This is a genomic window from Pseudoduganella sp. UC29_71, assembly GCF_042693265.1.
Classification (GTDB): Bacteria; Pseudomonadota; Gammaproteobacteria; order Burkholderiales; family Burkholderiaceae_D; genus Rugamonas.
In genome coordinates this window covers 6,785,642-6,800,391 of record NZ_CP170549.1, presented here as the reverse complement: position 1 = coordinate 6,800,391, position 14,750 = coordinate 6,785,642, and the positions used below count along the sequence as shown (strand labels likewise).

General features: G+C 68.8%; 11 protein-coding genes. 9 read left to right on the top strand and 2 right to left on the bottom strand.

Going from position 1 to position 14,750, the window contains the following annotated elements:
• The first annotated feature begins 51 nt into the window (after positions 1–51).
• Entirely contained in the window at positions 52–1,305 is a 1,254-nt protein-coding gene (locus ACFJI2_RS30335; RefSeq protein ID WP_377703144.1) for an erythromycin esterase family protein, read from the top strand.
• A gap of 6 nt (positions 1,306–1,311) precedes the next feature.
• Here the strand turns inward: ACFJI2_RS30335 and ACFJI2_RS30330 are convergent, their stop codons facing one another.
• Positions 1,312–4,299, bottom strand: a complete 2,988-nt coding sequence (locus tag ACFJI2_RS30330) for a TonB-dependent receptor (RefSeq protein WP_377703143.1) — start codon at positions 4,297–4,299, stop codon at positions 1,312–1,314.
• Positions 4,300–4,425: 126 nt separating this feature from the next.
• A complete protein-coding gene (locus ACFJI2_RS30325) occupies positions 4,426–5,505 on the bottom strand; it encodes an ATP-binding protein (RefSeq protein WP_377703142.1) in 1,080 nt (359 codons plus the stop codon).
• A 239-nt stretch (positions 5,506–5,744) separates the two neighbouring features.
• Between ACFJI2_RS30325 and ACFJI2_RS30320 the strand changes: the two genes are divergently transcribed.
• From ACFJI2_RS30320 to ACFJI2_RS30285, 8 genes are all read left to right on the top strand, one after another.
• Positions 5,745–6,956: a TIGR04552 family protein gene (locus ACFJI2_RS30320; RefSeq protein WP_377703141.1), complete on the top strand. Its 1,212-nt coding sequence runs from the start codon at positions 5,745–5,747 to the stop codon at positions 6,954–6,956.
• A 10-nt stretch (positions 6,957–6,966) separates the two neighbouring features.
• Positions 6,967–7,749: a substrate-binding periplasmic protein gene (locus tag ACFJI2_RS30315; protein WP_377703140.1), complete on the top strand. Its 783-nt coding sequence runs from the start codon at positions 6,967–6,969 to the stop codon at positions 7,747–7,749.
• Positions 7,750–7,752: 3 nt separating this feature from the next.
• Entirely contained in the window at positions 7,753–8,610 is an 858-nt protein-coding gene (locus ACFJI2_RS30310) for a hypothetical protein (RefSeq protein WP_377703139.1), read from the top strand.
• 94 nt (positions 8,611–8,704) lie between these two features.
• Positions 8,705–9,376, top strand: coding sequence for an RDD family protein (locus tag ACFJI2_RS30305; protein WP_377703138.1), 672 nt, complete (start codon positions 8,705–8,707; stop codon positions 9,374–9,376).
• A 10-nt stretch (positions 9,377–9,386) separates the two neighbouring features.
• Entirely contained in the window at positions 9,387–10,346 is a 960-nt protein-coding gene (locus ACFJI2_RS30300) for a stage II sporulation protein M (protein ID WP_377703137.1), read from the top strand.
• On the top strand, positions 10,336–12,156 hold the full coding sequence (locus ACFJI2_RS30295; RefSeq protein WP_377703136.1) for a hypothetical protein: 1,821 nt from the start codon (positions 10,336–10,338) through the stop codon (positions 12,154–12,156). The genes ACFJI2_RS30300 and ACFJI2_RS30295 overlap by 11 nt, the downstream gene beginning before the upstream one ends.
• Positions 12,153–13,520 (top strand): DUF4350 domain-containing protein, encoded by a 1,368-nt coding sequence (locus tag ACFJI2_RS30290; RefSeq protein ID WP_377703135.1) that lies wholly within the window; start codon positions 12,153–12,155, stop codon positions 13,518–13,520. Before ACFJI2_RS30295 ends, ACFJI2_RS30290 begins: the two co-directional genes overlap by 4 nt.
• Complete coding sequence (locus tag ACFJI2_RS30285; RefSeq protein ID WP_377703134.1) at positions 13,507–14,523, top strand: AAA family ATPase; 1,017 nt, start codon at positions 13,507–13,509, stop codon at positions 14,521–14,523. The genes ACFJI2_RS30290 and ACFJI2_RS30285 overlap by 14 nt, the downstream gene beginning before the upstream one ends.
• The last annotated feature ends 227 nt before the right edge of the window (positions 14,524–14,750 follow it).

Below are 14,750 nucleotides of genomic sequence, written 5' to 3'. Positions count from 1 at the left end.
TTGGTACTACATTGTGGTACTACATTGGTATTTTTTCAAACCGGGGGAAACATGCGACGCACAGCCCTGGCCGCCTTGGCCCTGGCGGCAATTCTGCCGCACGCCCAAGGCCAGGCCAGCCAGCCCTGGCCGGTGGCCAGCACCGATCCGCAGTATTACGACGACAGCGACCTGAAACCGTTTGCCGAAGCCATCGGCGGTGCGCGCATCGTGGCGCTGGGCGAGCAGACCCACGGCGGGCACGAGGAGTATCTGCTCAAGACGCGCCTGCTCAAATACCTGCACGAGAAAATGGACTTCGATGTGCTGCTGCTGGAAAGCGGCTTCTACGACATGGCCCGCCTGGCCGAACGCGTGGAGGCGGGCGAGAAGCTGGACGATATCGCGCCCGGCAATGTGTTCTTCATGTACGCCAACACGGCCGAGGGGCGCGGCATGCTGCAGTACCTGGACCGCCAGCGCGCGCTCGGCCAGCCCATGGCGCTGGGCGGCATCGACAGCCAGCACACCGGCGAGACCAGCAGGAAGGAGCTGCTGCCGGCCCTGCACGCTTATCTGAAAGGCGCCGTGCCGGCGCTGGCGGACGGCGCGGCATGGCGGCAATACGCGCAGGCGGTCCAGCCGCTGCTGGAGATGCAGCGCACGCCGCCACCCGCGCCGCAGCAGGCCGCGTTCCGCCAGCACACCGCCGCGCTCAGGCGCGCCCTGTGCCGGCCGGCATGGGGTCCCGACAGCCCTCCGGGGCAGGCCGCCGCGGCGGACTCGCGCACCGGAGCCGCGTTCTGGTGCCAGACGGTCAAGAGCGTGGAGGCGCAGGCAGCGGGCTACTGGAGCGCGGACCAAGACTACCAGCGCGACAACCAGATGGGCGACAACGCTATCTGGCTGGCGGACCGGCTTTACCCGGGCCGCAAGGTGGTGATCTGGGCGCACACGGTGCACACGGCGCGCGGTTTCCAGCGCACGCCGGTGCATCTGCAGGCAGGGGAAGTGATGCACCGCCACTGGGCTGCGGACTACAAGGTGGTGCAGTTCAGCGGCGCGGGCGGCCGCATCCTGGACTATGTGAGCCTGCAGCCGCAGGCCCTGCCCGCCGCGCCGCCGGACAGCCTGGAAGCCAGCCTGGCGGCCAGCCTTGCCAATTCACCGCACGCCGTGCTCGGCCTCACGGCCAGCGCGCTGCCCCGGCCGGGACAGCCGCAGTTCAGCTACGAGTACCAGGCGCAGCGCGGCGGACAGCTGGGCGTGAACTGGGATGTGCTGTTCTTCATCCGCCAGCTCACGCCTGTCAGCATGGCGCGCTAGCCGCGCTTAGTACTTGTACGTCAGCCCCAGTACGAAGGTGCGGCCGGAGTGCACGTACAGCAGCGTGTCGTTGCGCTGCAGGTCGCGGCCGTAGCGCAGCGGGGTATCGGTCAGGTTCTGGCCTTCCAGGCTCACGCGCAGCTTCGGCGTGATGTTGTAGGACAGGCTGAAGTCGATATTGGTCGAGCCGTCCACCACGGTGAAGTCATGGCCTGCCACGTCGCCCAGCACGTTGAGCAGATAGGCCGAACGGTGCGCCGCCGACACCCGCGCGCTGAACTTCGGATCTTCGTAGAACAGCGTGATGTTGTGCGCGTTCGGCGACAGGCCGGTGAAGTTGGCCTGCTTGCTGAGCAGCTCGTTGGCCGGCGTGTTCGGATTGTCCACCCGCGTCACGTAGGTGATCTTGGAATCGACGTGGGTGTAGTTGGCCAGCAGGCCGAAGTTGCTCCAGACGCCAGGCAGGAAGCTGAACGGCGCCTGCAGGTTCACTTCGAAGCCGTTCAGCGGACCGCCCGGCGTGTTGACCTTGCGCGCCACCGTCACCACGGTGTCGGGCAGGGTCGGGCAGGCCGGCGTGCCGCCGGTGATGCTGCAGCCGCCGCCGATCAGCACCGAGTCCGGCAGGCCCAGCGAGGAGAACGGCGCGCGCTCGGACACGCCCTGGATGAAGGTGTTGATCTCCTTGCGGAAGTAGCCCACCGACAGCAATGCGTTCTTGGCGTAGTACCACTCGGCCTGCAGGTCATAGGTACGCGCGCGGATCGGGTCCAGGTTGGGATTGCCGATCGAGACCGACTGGCTCTGCGTGGTCAGCGTGGCGGTCGGCGCCAGGTCGGTGTACTCGGGGCGCGACAGCGTCTTGCCGGCCGAGAAGCGCAGCATCACGTCCTGCGGCAGCGAGGCCGTCACGTTCAGCGCCGGCAGCACGTCGCGGTACTTGTGCTCCACGGTGGCCGGCGTGAGCGTGCCGTTGGCGTTGATCAGCGCGAACGACGTGGCCTTGGTTTCGGCGCCGCGCACGCCGACGTTGCCGCGCAGGCCGACCGGGCCGACGTCGTACTTGAAGTCCACCATGCCGTACAGCGCGTTGATGTCCTCTTCCACGCCGCGGTTCACCTGGCCCAGCACGTTGTATTCGGAGCCCGGCACTTTCGAGCAGTGGCATTCGATGTCGTACACAGCGCGGAACTTGTCCAGGTCCACCGCCGCCCACGAGGTGGGCACGCCGGTGCCGCCCAGGCCGCGGCCGAAGTTGTCGATCTGGCGCGAGATACTGGCCATGGTGGTGCCGGCCGGTAGCGCCAGGCCGTTGCCGCCCGAGCCGATCTCCACGTTGGTCCAGGTGTTCTTGCGGTTCGACAGGCCGCCGCGCAGCGTGATGTTGTCGTTCACTTCAAAGCTGGCGTTGATGGCGTTGGTGCGCAGCTTGTTCTTGGTGTGCAGGTAGCGGCCCACGAACTGGCCGTGGAAAGTGCCGTCCGCTTCCTGCGGCGCGAAGGTGAACAGGTTGGGGTTGGACACGTCCATGCCGAAGTTCAGCGTCGGCACGTTGCGGTTGTTGCGGAAGTCGAAGGAGAAACCGTTCACGTTGGGCGTATCGAATTGCACGGTGGCGCGCATCGGCTCGTCCAGGTCGGAATTCGACACGCCGGTCAGGAAGTCCACCTTGAGGCGGTCGGTGATCTCGCGGCTGCCCGACAGCACGTTCTGGCGGAACATGGTGGTGTACTTGTCCAGCAGGCCTTCGGTGCGGATGTCCACCGCGTTGAACTTGCCGTAGTCCCAGCTGCCGTTGCTGTCGAAGTGCGCATCGAGGATGGACGATTGCGGCTTGCCGTTGGCCTGGCCCAGGGTGCGGCCGAAGGAGATGGCGGAGATGTAGTTGTCGTAGCGGTCGTTGACGAATTTGCCGCCCATGAAGTCCAGGTTCAGCTCCGTCTTGGTGTCCGGGCGCCATTGCGCGGACGCGGTGATGCCGGTGCGCTCGTAGTTGGTGAGCGAGCGGCGGTAGCGCGGGATGCGCGGCGCGAAGGCGCCCGAGCCGGCGGCCGGCGTGGCCACGGTGCCGCCGTAGTTGTCCAGGCGGCCCATCACGTCGTTGTAGGCGGCCACATTGGAGGTGCGCGGCACGCCGAAGCCGCAGCTGGTGGCGGTGATGCCCTTGGCCGGCGTGTTGACCGGGTTTTGCGGCGTGTAGCCGAGCGGCGAGCAGAAGCCGCCGTCCTGGCTGGCACTCAGCAGCTCAACCGCCTCGTAGCCCTCTTCCTGGATGGTGCGCTTGGAATAAGCCACCGAGGCCAGCGCGCCGATCTTGCCGATCGGCGTGTCCCAGCGGTCCGAATACAGCGCCGTCACGCGCGGCTCGGCCTTGCGCGACAAGCCGTTCCACGATTCCTGGCCGCCCAGGCTGAAGGTCTGTCCCTTGAAGTCGAACGGACGCGCGGTGCGCAGGTCCACCGTGGCGCCCAGCGAGCCTTCTTCCACGCCCGCTTCGGACGTCTTGCGCACTTCCAGGCTGTTGAACAATTCCGAGGCGAACACGCTGAAGTCGAAGCCGCGTCCGCGGTTGGTGCTGCCGTTGATGTCCGAGGCGCCGGTGGCGGTCACGCCCTCGATGCCGTTGATGCGCACGCGCGTAAAGCCCGCGTTCAGGCCGCGCACGGTGATCTGCTTGCCCTCGCCGCCATCGCCGCGCGTGAGCGATACGCCAGGGACGCGCTGCAGCGATTCGGCCAGGTTGGCATCGGGGAATTTGGCGATGTCTTCAGCCTTGATGACGTCGACGATGCCGTCGCTGTTCTTCTTGGTGTTCAGCGCGCTGTTCAAGCTGGCGCGAAAGCCGGTGACGACCACCACGTTGTCGTCCGCCTTGGCGTCCTTGGCTTCCTGGGCTTGCGCCTGCAGCGTGGCGGCCAGCGAGAAGACGGCCAGGGCGATCAGTGTCGGTTTTAATGCGGGAGAGGTACTGGTGCTGCGGTTCCGGCTAGTCATTGAATTTCCTTGTGATCTATTTGATTGGAAATGAAGCGCGCGTCCCAACGCGTTTTGATCATATGCGGATTCATTTCGCCCGGCGTACGCCGAGTACAAATAGTCAACTAGTTGATTGAGGAAATCTCAGGCGACCGTAGGCGCGCCCTGGTGCGCACGGGCGTCGCGTGGAATATCGATGACGAAGGTCGTGCCTTCCTGTGGGTTACTTGCAACAACGATGCTGCCGCCGTGGGCCTCGGCCACCTTGCGCGCAAACGGCAAGCCCACGCCCCAGCCCTGGGCCCGCTTGCCGCGCGCGGCGCGGCGGTACAGCTGGAAAATGCTTTCGCAGTCTTCCGGCGGGATGGGGTCGCCGTCGTTGTGCACGGCGATCTGCACGCGCTCAAGCTTGAGCGTGACTGCCAGCTTGACCGGCGCGCCGCGCCGGCCGTACTTGATGGCGTTGCCGACCAGGTTTTCCATGGCGCGGCGCAGCGTGTCGCGGCACCAGTGGCCGAACAGCGGCTCCTGCGGCAGTTCCAGCTGCACGCGCTGCGCTGCGTCGATGGCCCCGGCCACTTCGCGCGCCAGTTCGGCCAGGTCGAATTCGCCGATGCGCAAGGCCAGCTTGCCGCTGCCGCCGAACACAATCTTGTCGAGCAGCTCGCGGGTCATGGTGTCGATGCGCTGGGCGCTGCGCAAGATGGTCTGCGCCAGCTGGCGCACGTCGTCATCCCCGGCCATGCGCTCGATCAGCTCGGCCGCCATGCGCGCGTTCGACAGCGGCGTGCGCAGGTCGTGCGTAACGGAGGCCACGAACTGCTCGCGCAACGCCGCTTGCACCGCAGCAAAGGCGTTCGCGCTGTCCCGTATCATGTTGTCGATGCCGTTGGCGATCACGGCGCGCTGCCGCAGGTCCAGCGGCGTGTGCGCCCGCTCCATTTCGGCAAACAGCACCTGCTTGAATAGCTGCAACTCGTGGATCAGGGTGGTAATGTCGTACGGCGTCAGGCGCGCGCGCTCACCGCCGTGCTCGGTCGCCAGCGCGGTCAGGTCGCTCACGGCATGCGCTTGTTCGGACTCCGTCAGCAGTAGCGCCAGCGTATCGACGATGGCCGGCAAGGTGTTGCCCAGGATGGCCACATGCAACGCACCGGCCTTGGCCACCTCGCTGCGCACGGTGTCCATCCAGGCTTGCACCACCTGGTCCCGGCACGCCGTCATGGCGCGCGTAGCCGGGGCCAAGCCAGGCTGGCCAGGGTCCGTCGTGCCTGTCAGATTGGAACTCATGGCAGAAATATAGCGCAGCGTCCGGCGCGGCGACGCCCGTTTGGCGGCTTGCTGCAACGCACCACGCGGCAATTTTTGCCGCGATGAATTTGCAACGCCGGCGCAAGCTCGATTGACCGCCGTCCTGCTCAGGGGGATACTTGCATATCGGATAGCGCTGATGGCATAGGGACATGACCGAACTGCATGCTACGCTCAAGTGCGCGCACAAATTTTCGCTGAACTGGGGCTACCTCAATGCGATCGCCAGCGGCGTGTCCGCGATCGACCTGGGCGGGCTGGCGCTGCGCAATCTGCACGACGCGCGCCAGTTTGCGCTGGAATACGGCTTCGACCTGGCCCAGCCGGCCGCGCCCGCCGTCATTGCGCGCGCGCACCGGGAAGCGGTGGCCTTCATCGCCGGCACGTTTCTCGAGCCGGGCCAGGAAGCGCTGATACCGCCGGAGGTGCGCACCCCGGAAGATCCTTTGCAGCTGCTGGTGTATGCCTCGCGGCGCGGCCTGCAGGCGGACGCGCTGCGCATGTGGTCGTGCGCGGTGCTCAAAGTCATGCACGGCATTTTTTACATCGACAACAACCTGAAGCTGCGCCACTTCAACACCATCCGCGAGCAGGTGTTTGCTTCGCTGGACGAGGTGATACGCTGCGACGAGGGGCGCTACTTCCTCACCCACGGCGAGACCTGCTTGCCGCTGCTGCATTTCGACCGCAAGAACAACAAGGGCCGCAACAGCATCCTGCTCAAGCTGCTGCAAAAGGCGGCCTACCTGGCGGCCGACGTGTACGACCACCTGGGCGTACGCATGATCTTCAATACGCGTTTTGAATGCCTGCTGGCCCTGCAGACCTTGCAGCGCGCGCACCTGCTGTCGGTGACCAATGTCGATTCGCAGCGCACCCGCAACACGCTGCTGGACATGGAGGCGGCCAAGGAGGTGTTCTGCAAATACCGGCCCATGCTGGAACGCAGCGAGCGCTATCCGGCCGAGCTGCTGGCGCGCATGGACGCGGAGCTGATGGCGTGCTCGGAGCAGCAGACCCGCAGCGACAATCCGCACAGCGGCGAGGGCTTCAGCAGCATCCAGGTCACGGTGCGCAAGATGATCCACCTGCACGCCAACGACGCCGGCGGCAGCAGCCGCCCTATCTTCGCGGCGCAGGACGCGGCCGCGCAGGAATCGGCGGAGCCGGACTACGACGTGGGCTTTTTCTTCGAGTACGAAATCCAGCTGATGGACAAGGCCAGCTACGACCGCAGCCTGAGCGGCCCGGCCAGCCACGAGGCGTACAAGCGGCGCCAGGTGGAGACGGCGCGGCTGCGCGTGCTCGGGCGCGAGCTGCTGCGCTGGATGGAAGAACATAGCGGCGCCGCCGCCATCGCCTGACCGGACCGCCATGCTCCCGCCACCCCGCCGGCCCTGGATACCGCTGCTGCTTGCCATGGCGCTGGGCGGCGCCGCGCCGACGCCGGCCGGCGCCGGCCCGCTGCTGCTGCGCACCGCGGCGCAGGACAACAACACGCTGAAGTACGAACTAAACGCCAAGCACAAAGGCATTTGCGTCGACGTGATCAAGGCCATCGAGCAGGTGGCGCCGGGGCTGCGTTTCAGCGGCTGGACCCAGCCCATGTCGCTGCCGCGCATCGAGGCCGCGCTGGCGGAAGGCCAGCTGGACGTGTTCTGCGCGCTGATACGCACCAGCGCGCGCGAGGCCAGGCTCAACTTCATCGACATCCCGGTGTACACCGTGCGGCACAAGATCGCGGTGCGCGCCGACGACAAGGCCGCCATCAAAACGCTGGACGATATCCGCAAGCTGGGCACGGACAATGTGATCATCGTCTCCAGGGGCACGGCGCATGAGAGCATGCTGCTCGGCGAGCCGGGCCTGCACGTGGACGCCAGCAGCCGCGACACCGAAGTGAACCTGCGCAAGCTGCTCAACAAGCGCGGGCGCTTCTTCTACCACACCGAGAACGCGCTGCGGCGCTACATCGCGGACGAGCGCCTGACCGGCATGGTCAAGCTGCTGCCCACGGTGTTCAAGGAGGAGGCGCTGTACTTCGCGACCGCGCGCACGCTGGCGCCGGCCGCCGCCGAACAGCTGCGGCAGGCGCTGCAAACGCTGACGGACCGGGGCGAGCTGCAAAAGATCTACGCGAACTATAAGGAAAACTGAACCATGCTGAGCCGCCTGCGTCTCTGCCTGCGTCCATGCCTGCGCCTTGGCCCGCACCTGACCGGCTGCCTGCGCCTGCTGCCGCTGGCGGCGGCGCTCGGCCCGGCCGCGCCGGCGGGCGCCGCCGACACCGTGGCCGGCCGGCCCGCAGCGCTGGTGATGTGCTACGAGGACGTGGTGCAGCGGCCCTGGAGTTCGCCCGGCGCCACCGGCCTCAATTTCGAACTGCTGCGGCGGGTGGAGCGGCAGTTGGGCGAGCGCTTCGTGTATGCCGCCAAGCCCTGGCGGCGCTGCATCGAGGAGCTGCGCCTGGGCAGCGTGGACGCGGTGATCGCCACCGCCGACAGCAAAGCGCGCCGCAGCTTCGCCGCCTACCCGCTGCTGCCGGACGGCAGTGCCGACCCGGCGCGCGCCCTGTTCACGGACAGCGTCAACGTCTTCCTGCGCGCGGGAGGGCAAGGCAGCTGGGACGGGCACACGCTGGTGGCGCCCAACCAGGAAGTGGCCGTGCAGTCCGGCTATCTGGTGGGCGCCGTGCTGCGCGAACGCGGCTACCGTCCGCGCGAACTGGTGAAATCGGCCGACGACGGCTTGCGCCTGCTGCTGACCGGCATGTTCGACGTCGCCATCCTGCAAGGCATCGAAGCGAGCAGCCTGGCGCGCAGCGACCCGCGCTTCCAGGGCCACGTGGTGCAGGCCACGCCGCCGTACTGGGTGCTGTCCTTCCACCTGGCTTTCAACCGCGCCGCCTACCAGCGCAACCCGCGCCGCGCGGACGCCATCTGGAACGCCATCGCCGCGGTGCGCGGTTCGGCCGAATACCGCCAGCTGGCCGGCGAGGCCGGGGTCACGGCGCCCTGAGCGGGCTTGCCGGGCCGGCTGGTTTACTTTTTTTGCAACTCGCGCCGTGTTCTTGGATACAATGTAAATCCATGACCACTCCAACGCCACGGCCTTGATCGACGGCCGCCTCTCGCTGACCACGCCGGAAGGCACGCGCCTGCTGCTCACGCCTGCCGGACCGGCGCCGCGCGCCTGGGCCTGGGCGCTGGACACCACCTTGTGGCTTACCTTCATGGGACTGGCCACCTGGCTGCTGAGCGGACCGCGCATGGCGCAGGGCGTGCTGGCGGTGCTGGCCTTCCTCAGCTATTGGGGCTATCCCGTCATCTGCGAAGTGTATTTCCAGGGCCAGACCGTGGGCAAGCGCGCGCTCGGCCTGCAGGTGCGGCGCGACAACGGCCTGCCGGTGGGCTGGCGCGAATCGGCGCTGCGCAACCTGCTGCTGGCGGCCGACTTCCTGCCGCTGGCCTACGCCACCGGCCTGGCCTGCATGCTGTACGACCGCCAGTTCCGCCGCCTGGGCGACATCGTGGCCGGCACGCTGGTGGTGTACCGCGACCAGGCGCCGCCCCGGCCCGCCGTGCGCGAGGCGGCGCCGCTGCCGCTGCCCTTCCCGCTCACGTCCGTGCAGCAGCGCGCGCTGGCCGACCTGTTCGACCGCGAACAAGGCTTGCCGCCGGCGCGGTTGGAGGAACTGGGAAGCATCGCCGCGCCGCTCACCGGCGCCACCGGCGCGGCGTCGCTGGAACGCCTGCGCTCCTACGCGGCGGGGCTGAAGCAATGAGGCTGGAGCGATGAAGCAGACCCAGTTCGAACAGCAGCACGCGGCGCTGTGGGAAGCGGTCGACGCCATCCTGCAGAACCGCTCGGACGATGCGGCCGCCCTGCCGGCGCTGTACCGCCGCCTGTGCCAGTGCCTGGCCCTGGCCGGCCAGCGCGGCTACTCGCCGGCGCTGACGGACTACCTGCATGCGCAGGCTGCGGCCTGCCACCTGCGCCTGTACGGCAGCGTGGCCGAGCGTCCGCGCGCGCTGCTGCAGTGGATGCTGGTGGACTTCCCGCGCCGCGTGCGGGCCGAATGGCGCCTGCTGCTGGTGGCCGCGCTGGCCGTGTTCGGCGTGGCGCTGGCACTGGGCCTGCTGGTGTGGCAGCAGCCGCACTGGGCGCACAGCTTCATCGACCCGGCGCAGCTGGAAAAATACCGCCAGATGTACCGGCCGGGCCGCATCGATATCGGACGCGGGCAGGAAGGCGACCTGCAGATGTTCGGCCACTACATCTGGAACAATGTGTCGATCTGCTTCCGCACCTTTGCCGGCGGCGTGTTCGGCGGCCTGCCGTCGCTGCTCAGCCTGGCCTTCAACGGCATGCACATGGGCGTGATCGCCAGCTGGCTGAGCATGGACCCGCTGACGCGCACCAATTTCTGGTCCTTCGTGGTGACGCACTCCAGCTTCGAGATCACCGGCCTGGTGCTGGCCGGCCTGTCCGGCATGCGCCTCGGGCTGGCGCTGATCGCGCCGGGGCGTCTGAGCCGGCGCCACGCGCTGCACGCCACCAGCCGCGCCATGTTCCCGGTGATCGTGGGCGCCGCGCTACTGACCCTGCTGGCCGCTTTCGTGGAAGCCTTCTGGTCGGCCAGCGCGGCGGTGCCGCCGCAGGTGAAGTACGCGGTGGGCGGCGTGTGCTGGACGGCGGTGATCGCCTTCTTCCTGCTGGCGGGCCGCAGCGGGGGAGCACAGCATGCGAATTGACAAGCTGCAGATCGCGCTGCGTCCGCGCCCTGCGCCGCAGGCGCTGGACCTGGGCTTTGCCCTGCTGCGCGCGCACGCTGGCCCGGTGTACAAGGCGTGGCTGGCGCTGTGGCTTCCCTTGTGCGTGCTGTCCCTGGCGCTGATCAGGATTTCGCCCAACCTCGCGCCCTTGTGGATGCTGCTGCCGTGGTGGCTGCGGCCGCTGCTCGAGCGCGCGCCGCTGTACGTCTTGTCGCGCCATGTGTTCGGCGAGGACGTGACGTGGCGCCAGGCGCTGCGCGCGTGGCCACGCCAGCTGGGCGGCGGCTGGTTCCGGCTCATGACCTGGTGGCGGCTGTTCATGCCGGGACGCGGCCTGTACCAGCCGATCTGGCAACTGGAGCAGGCGCGCGGCGTCACCGCCAGCGAGCGGCGCCACGCCATCGGCCGCAACGGCACCGGCGCGGCAGCTTACCGTTTCGGCCTGGCCTGCGCGCACTTCGAGGCGGTACTCAATTTCGGGCTGGTGGCGCTGGTGGGGCTATTCCTCAGCGACGAACTGTCCATGAACCCCATGGCCTTCTTCTTCAAGGCCGGCAACGGCTTGTCGCTCGACCTGCTGGCCATGGCGGCGTATGCGGTCGCCGGCGGCATCGTCGGACCGGTCTACACCGCCTGCTGCTTCACGCTGTACCTGAACCGGCGCGCCACGCTGGAGGCCTGGGACATCGAAATTACGCTGCGGCAGATCCAGGCGCCAGCCGCGCGGCACCAGCCCCAGGCGGCGGCGCACTCGCCGGAGCTGGCACCGCAGTCCGCGCCGCAGTCCGCGCCGCAGCCCACGCCTCAGTCCGCGCCGGCCACGACGTCCACGCAGGCCGGCCGTGCCAGCGCGCTGTTGCTGGCCGTGCTGTCTTGCGCAGCGGCGGCGCTGGTGGCAGCGGCCGCCATGCTGGCGTCGCCGGCGCGTGCAGAGCCGCTGCAGGCAGCCTCCCCGCCGCCGACGCCGGCGTCCGGCGACCTGCAGTGCGCGCGTCCCAAGTTCCTGCCGGACCCGGTGGGCAAGCACGCGCCGCCCCGCAGTGCCGAACAAGCCGCGCTGCGCAAGGAACTCAGGCGGCTGTACGACAGCGACGACCTGCGCGGCTACAAGTGCGAGGAAAGCTGGCACCTCAAGGACTTCGACACGCCGCCGCGCGAAAAGCCCAAAAAGCTGCCCGACCTGAGCTTCCTGGCACTGGTTTTCAAGGTGCTGCTGATCGCTGGCGCCATCGGCCTGGTGGCGTGGCTGCTGTACCGCTACCGCGGCAGGTTCGCCTGGCTGCTGCCCACGCCCGCCATGGCGGCCGCCACCGAAATCGCCGGCCTGGACATCCGCGCCGAAAGCCTGCCCGAGGATGTGGCCGGCGCCGTGCGCGGCCTGTGGGAGCGAGGCGATCGGCGCGGCGCGCTGGCCTTGCTGTACCGCGCCACCTTGTCCCGCCTGGTGCAGCAGGACGGCTTGCAGCTGGCGCAAGGCGCGACCGAGGGCGACTGCCTGCGCACGGCCCGGCAAGCCGCGCTGCCGCCGGAGCGCTACCAGGTCGCCGCTACCGCCACCACGCTGTGGCTCAATGGCGCATACGGCGGCCGCTGGCCCGACAGCACCGCCTTGCTGGCCGCCTGCGCCGCTTGGCAGGCGCAGTTTGGGGGGCAATTCGGCGGACAGTTCGGTGGCCGGTCCGGCGAACAGTCCGGCGAACAGTCCGGTGCCCAGGTCGGCGGACAGTCCGGTGCCGAGGGCGCCGCAGCGGCACCCTCGTCTTCCGCCACGCCAGGAGCGTCCGCATGATGGCGCGGCGGCTGCTGATCGCGCTGGCCAGCGTGGCCGCTCTGGCGGGCTGCGTGTGGCTCTGGTACGCGGTCATGGAGCGTTCGCCCAACGCGGCGATCCATATCTCCCCGCTAGCCATCGACAACCCGATGCTGGCCGCCGGCACCTTGCTCCAGCAGCACGGCTACAAGGTGGAGGTCGAGAAGCGCCTGAGCGGCGCCGGCCTGGGCAGGCTGCCGGGCGGCATGCTGATCCTGGCCGACAATGGCGGCCAGATCGACCCGGTGCAGGCGGCGCAACTGCTGGACTGGGTCCGGCGCGGCAACACCCTGCTGCTGCAGCCCAAATGGGTGCCGCTGCAGCACGGCGGCGATGGCCAGGCGAGCCGCCTGAATCCGCGCGCGCGGCTCGCGCCGCTGACCGAACCCGACCCGCTGGGCGCGCGCTACGGCGTGGGCCTGAGCTACCGCAACAAGCTGCGCGCCAATTGCGACACCGTGAACGGCGCCGCAGCAGCCCTGCCGCCCGAAGACGACGAGGACAACGAGGACGACGGCGAGGAGGCCCAGCGCCCGGACGGCGCGGGTGGCAACGGCCGCGAACAGGACCTCCCGGCAGAAACCCGCGACGGCAGCGGAGCCGTCCCCGTCGCCCCGAAAGAGCTGCGCCAGCTCACCTGCGTCACCCTGCCCGGCGCCGCCTACCCGCTTTCGCTGGACACCGGCACCGAAGTGCTGCAGACCCTGCGCGCCGGCCGCCAGCCGCTGTGGAGCGATATCGACGCCATGTCCGTGCGCGTGTATGCGGAGGGGCGCGGCCATGTCGCCATGGTGTCGGACAACTACTTCAACAACCAGCGCCTGCCGCGCTTCGACCATGCCGAACTGCTACTCGGCCTGGCGCGCCTGAACCAGCAGGGCCGCAACGTGATGATGGTGCTGCACGCCGACGCCGCGCCGTGGTACGCCGTGCTGTGGCGCGCCGCATGGATGCCGTTGACCGCGCTAGCCTTGCTGCTTGCGCTGCTGCTGTGGCGCGCGGCCCTGCGCTTCGGCCCCATGCTGCCGGAACCGGCCACGGAACGCCGCTCGCTGATCGAGCACATCGAAGCGAGCGGCAACTGGCTGTGGCGCGCCAAGGGCGGCCGCGACGTGCTGCTGGCCGCCACGCGCCAGGAAACCCTGGCCCTGCTGCGGCGCCGCGCGCCGGAGCTGCATCCGCTGGGCGAGGACGAAAAGGCGGCCCGCCTGGCGCGCCTGTGCAACGTCCAGCTTATCGACATGCGCAGCGCGCTGCACGGCCCCGCCGCGTCCCAGCCGGCCGCGTTCACGCGCCAGATCCAGCTACTCCAACAAGTGAGAATCCACTATGAACGACAGTAACCCGCCGCTTCCCAACGACGACAACGGCAGCGCCATCGCCCCGGAACGCCTGCAGCAGGCACTCGACATCGCGCGCCGCATGGGCGAGGAAGTCCGCCGCGCCGTGGTGGGCCAGCAGGAGGTAATCGACCAGGTGCTGGCCTGCATGCTGGCCGGCGGCCACGTTCTGGTGGAGGGCGTGCCCGGGCTGGGCAAGACGCTGCTGGTGCGCGCGCTGGCCAAGACCTTCGCTGGCGAGTTCTCGCGCATCCAGTTCACGCCCGACCTGATGCCGGCCGACGTGATGGGCCACGCCGTGTTCGACCTGAAGAACCAGACCTTCAGCGTGCGCAAGGGGCCGGTATTCGCCAACCTGCTGCTGGCCGACGAGATCAACCGCGCCCCGGCCAAGACCCAGTCCGCGCTGCTGGAGGCGATGCAGGAAAGCCAGGTGACCATCGAGGGCGAGGCGCATGTGCTGGCGCCGCCGTTCATGGTGCTGGCCACACAGAACCCGCTGGAAAACGAGGGCACCTATCCGCTGCCCGAAGCGCAGCTGGACCGCTTCCTGATCAAGGTGCGCATCGCCTATCCGAGCGAGAGCGAGGAACAGGCCATGCTGCAGACGGTGACGCGCAACCGCGTCGGTGACGGCCTGGACGTGGCGGCCGTCGCCACGCTGGTCAAGCCGGAGACCGTGCTGGCGCTGCAGCAGCTGGTGGCGCGCATCCGCGTGGACGATAGCGTGGCCAACTACGCGGTGCGCCTGGTGCGCGCCACGCGCGACTGGCCCGGCATCGCCATCGGCGCCGGTCCGCGCGGCAGCATCGCGCTGGTGCGCATCGCGCGCGCGATGGCGCTGCTGGCCGGGCGCGACTACGTGACGCCGGACGACATCAAGCAGGCCAGCCTGCCGGTGCTGCGCCACCGCATCGCCATCTCGCCGGAAAGCGAACTCGATGGCCTGAACAGCGACCAGCTGCTGGCGGCCATGGTGCAGCAGATCGCCGCGCCGCGCGCATGACGCCGACGCGCCGCCTGCTGTGGCTGGTGCTGGCCTGGGCGGGCGCCGGCGCCATCTTTAGCGTGGCGCTGGCCTGGAGCGCCGCGTGGCCGGCCGCAGCACCGGCGTCCGCCGTGTCCGCCGTGTCCGCAACCTCCGCCGCGTCCGCCGTCCCTACCTGGCCCGGACCGGCGCTGGCGACGCTGCTGACCGGCGCCTGGTGGCTGGCCGGCGCCGCACTGCTGGCC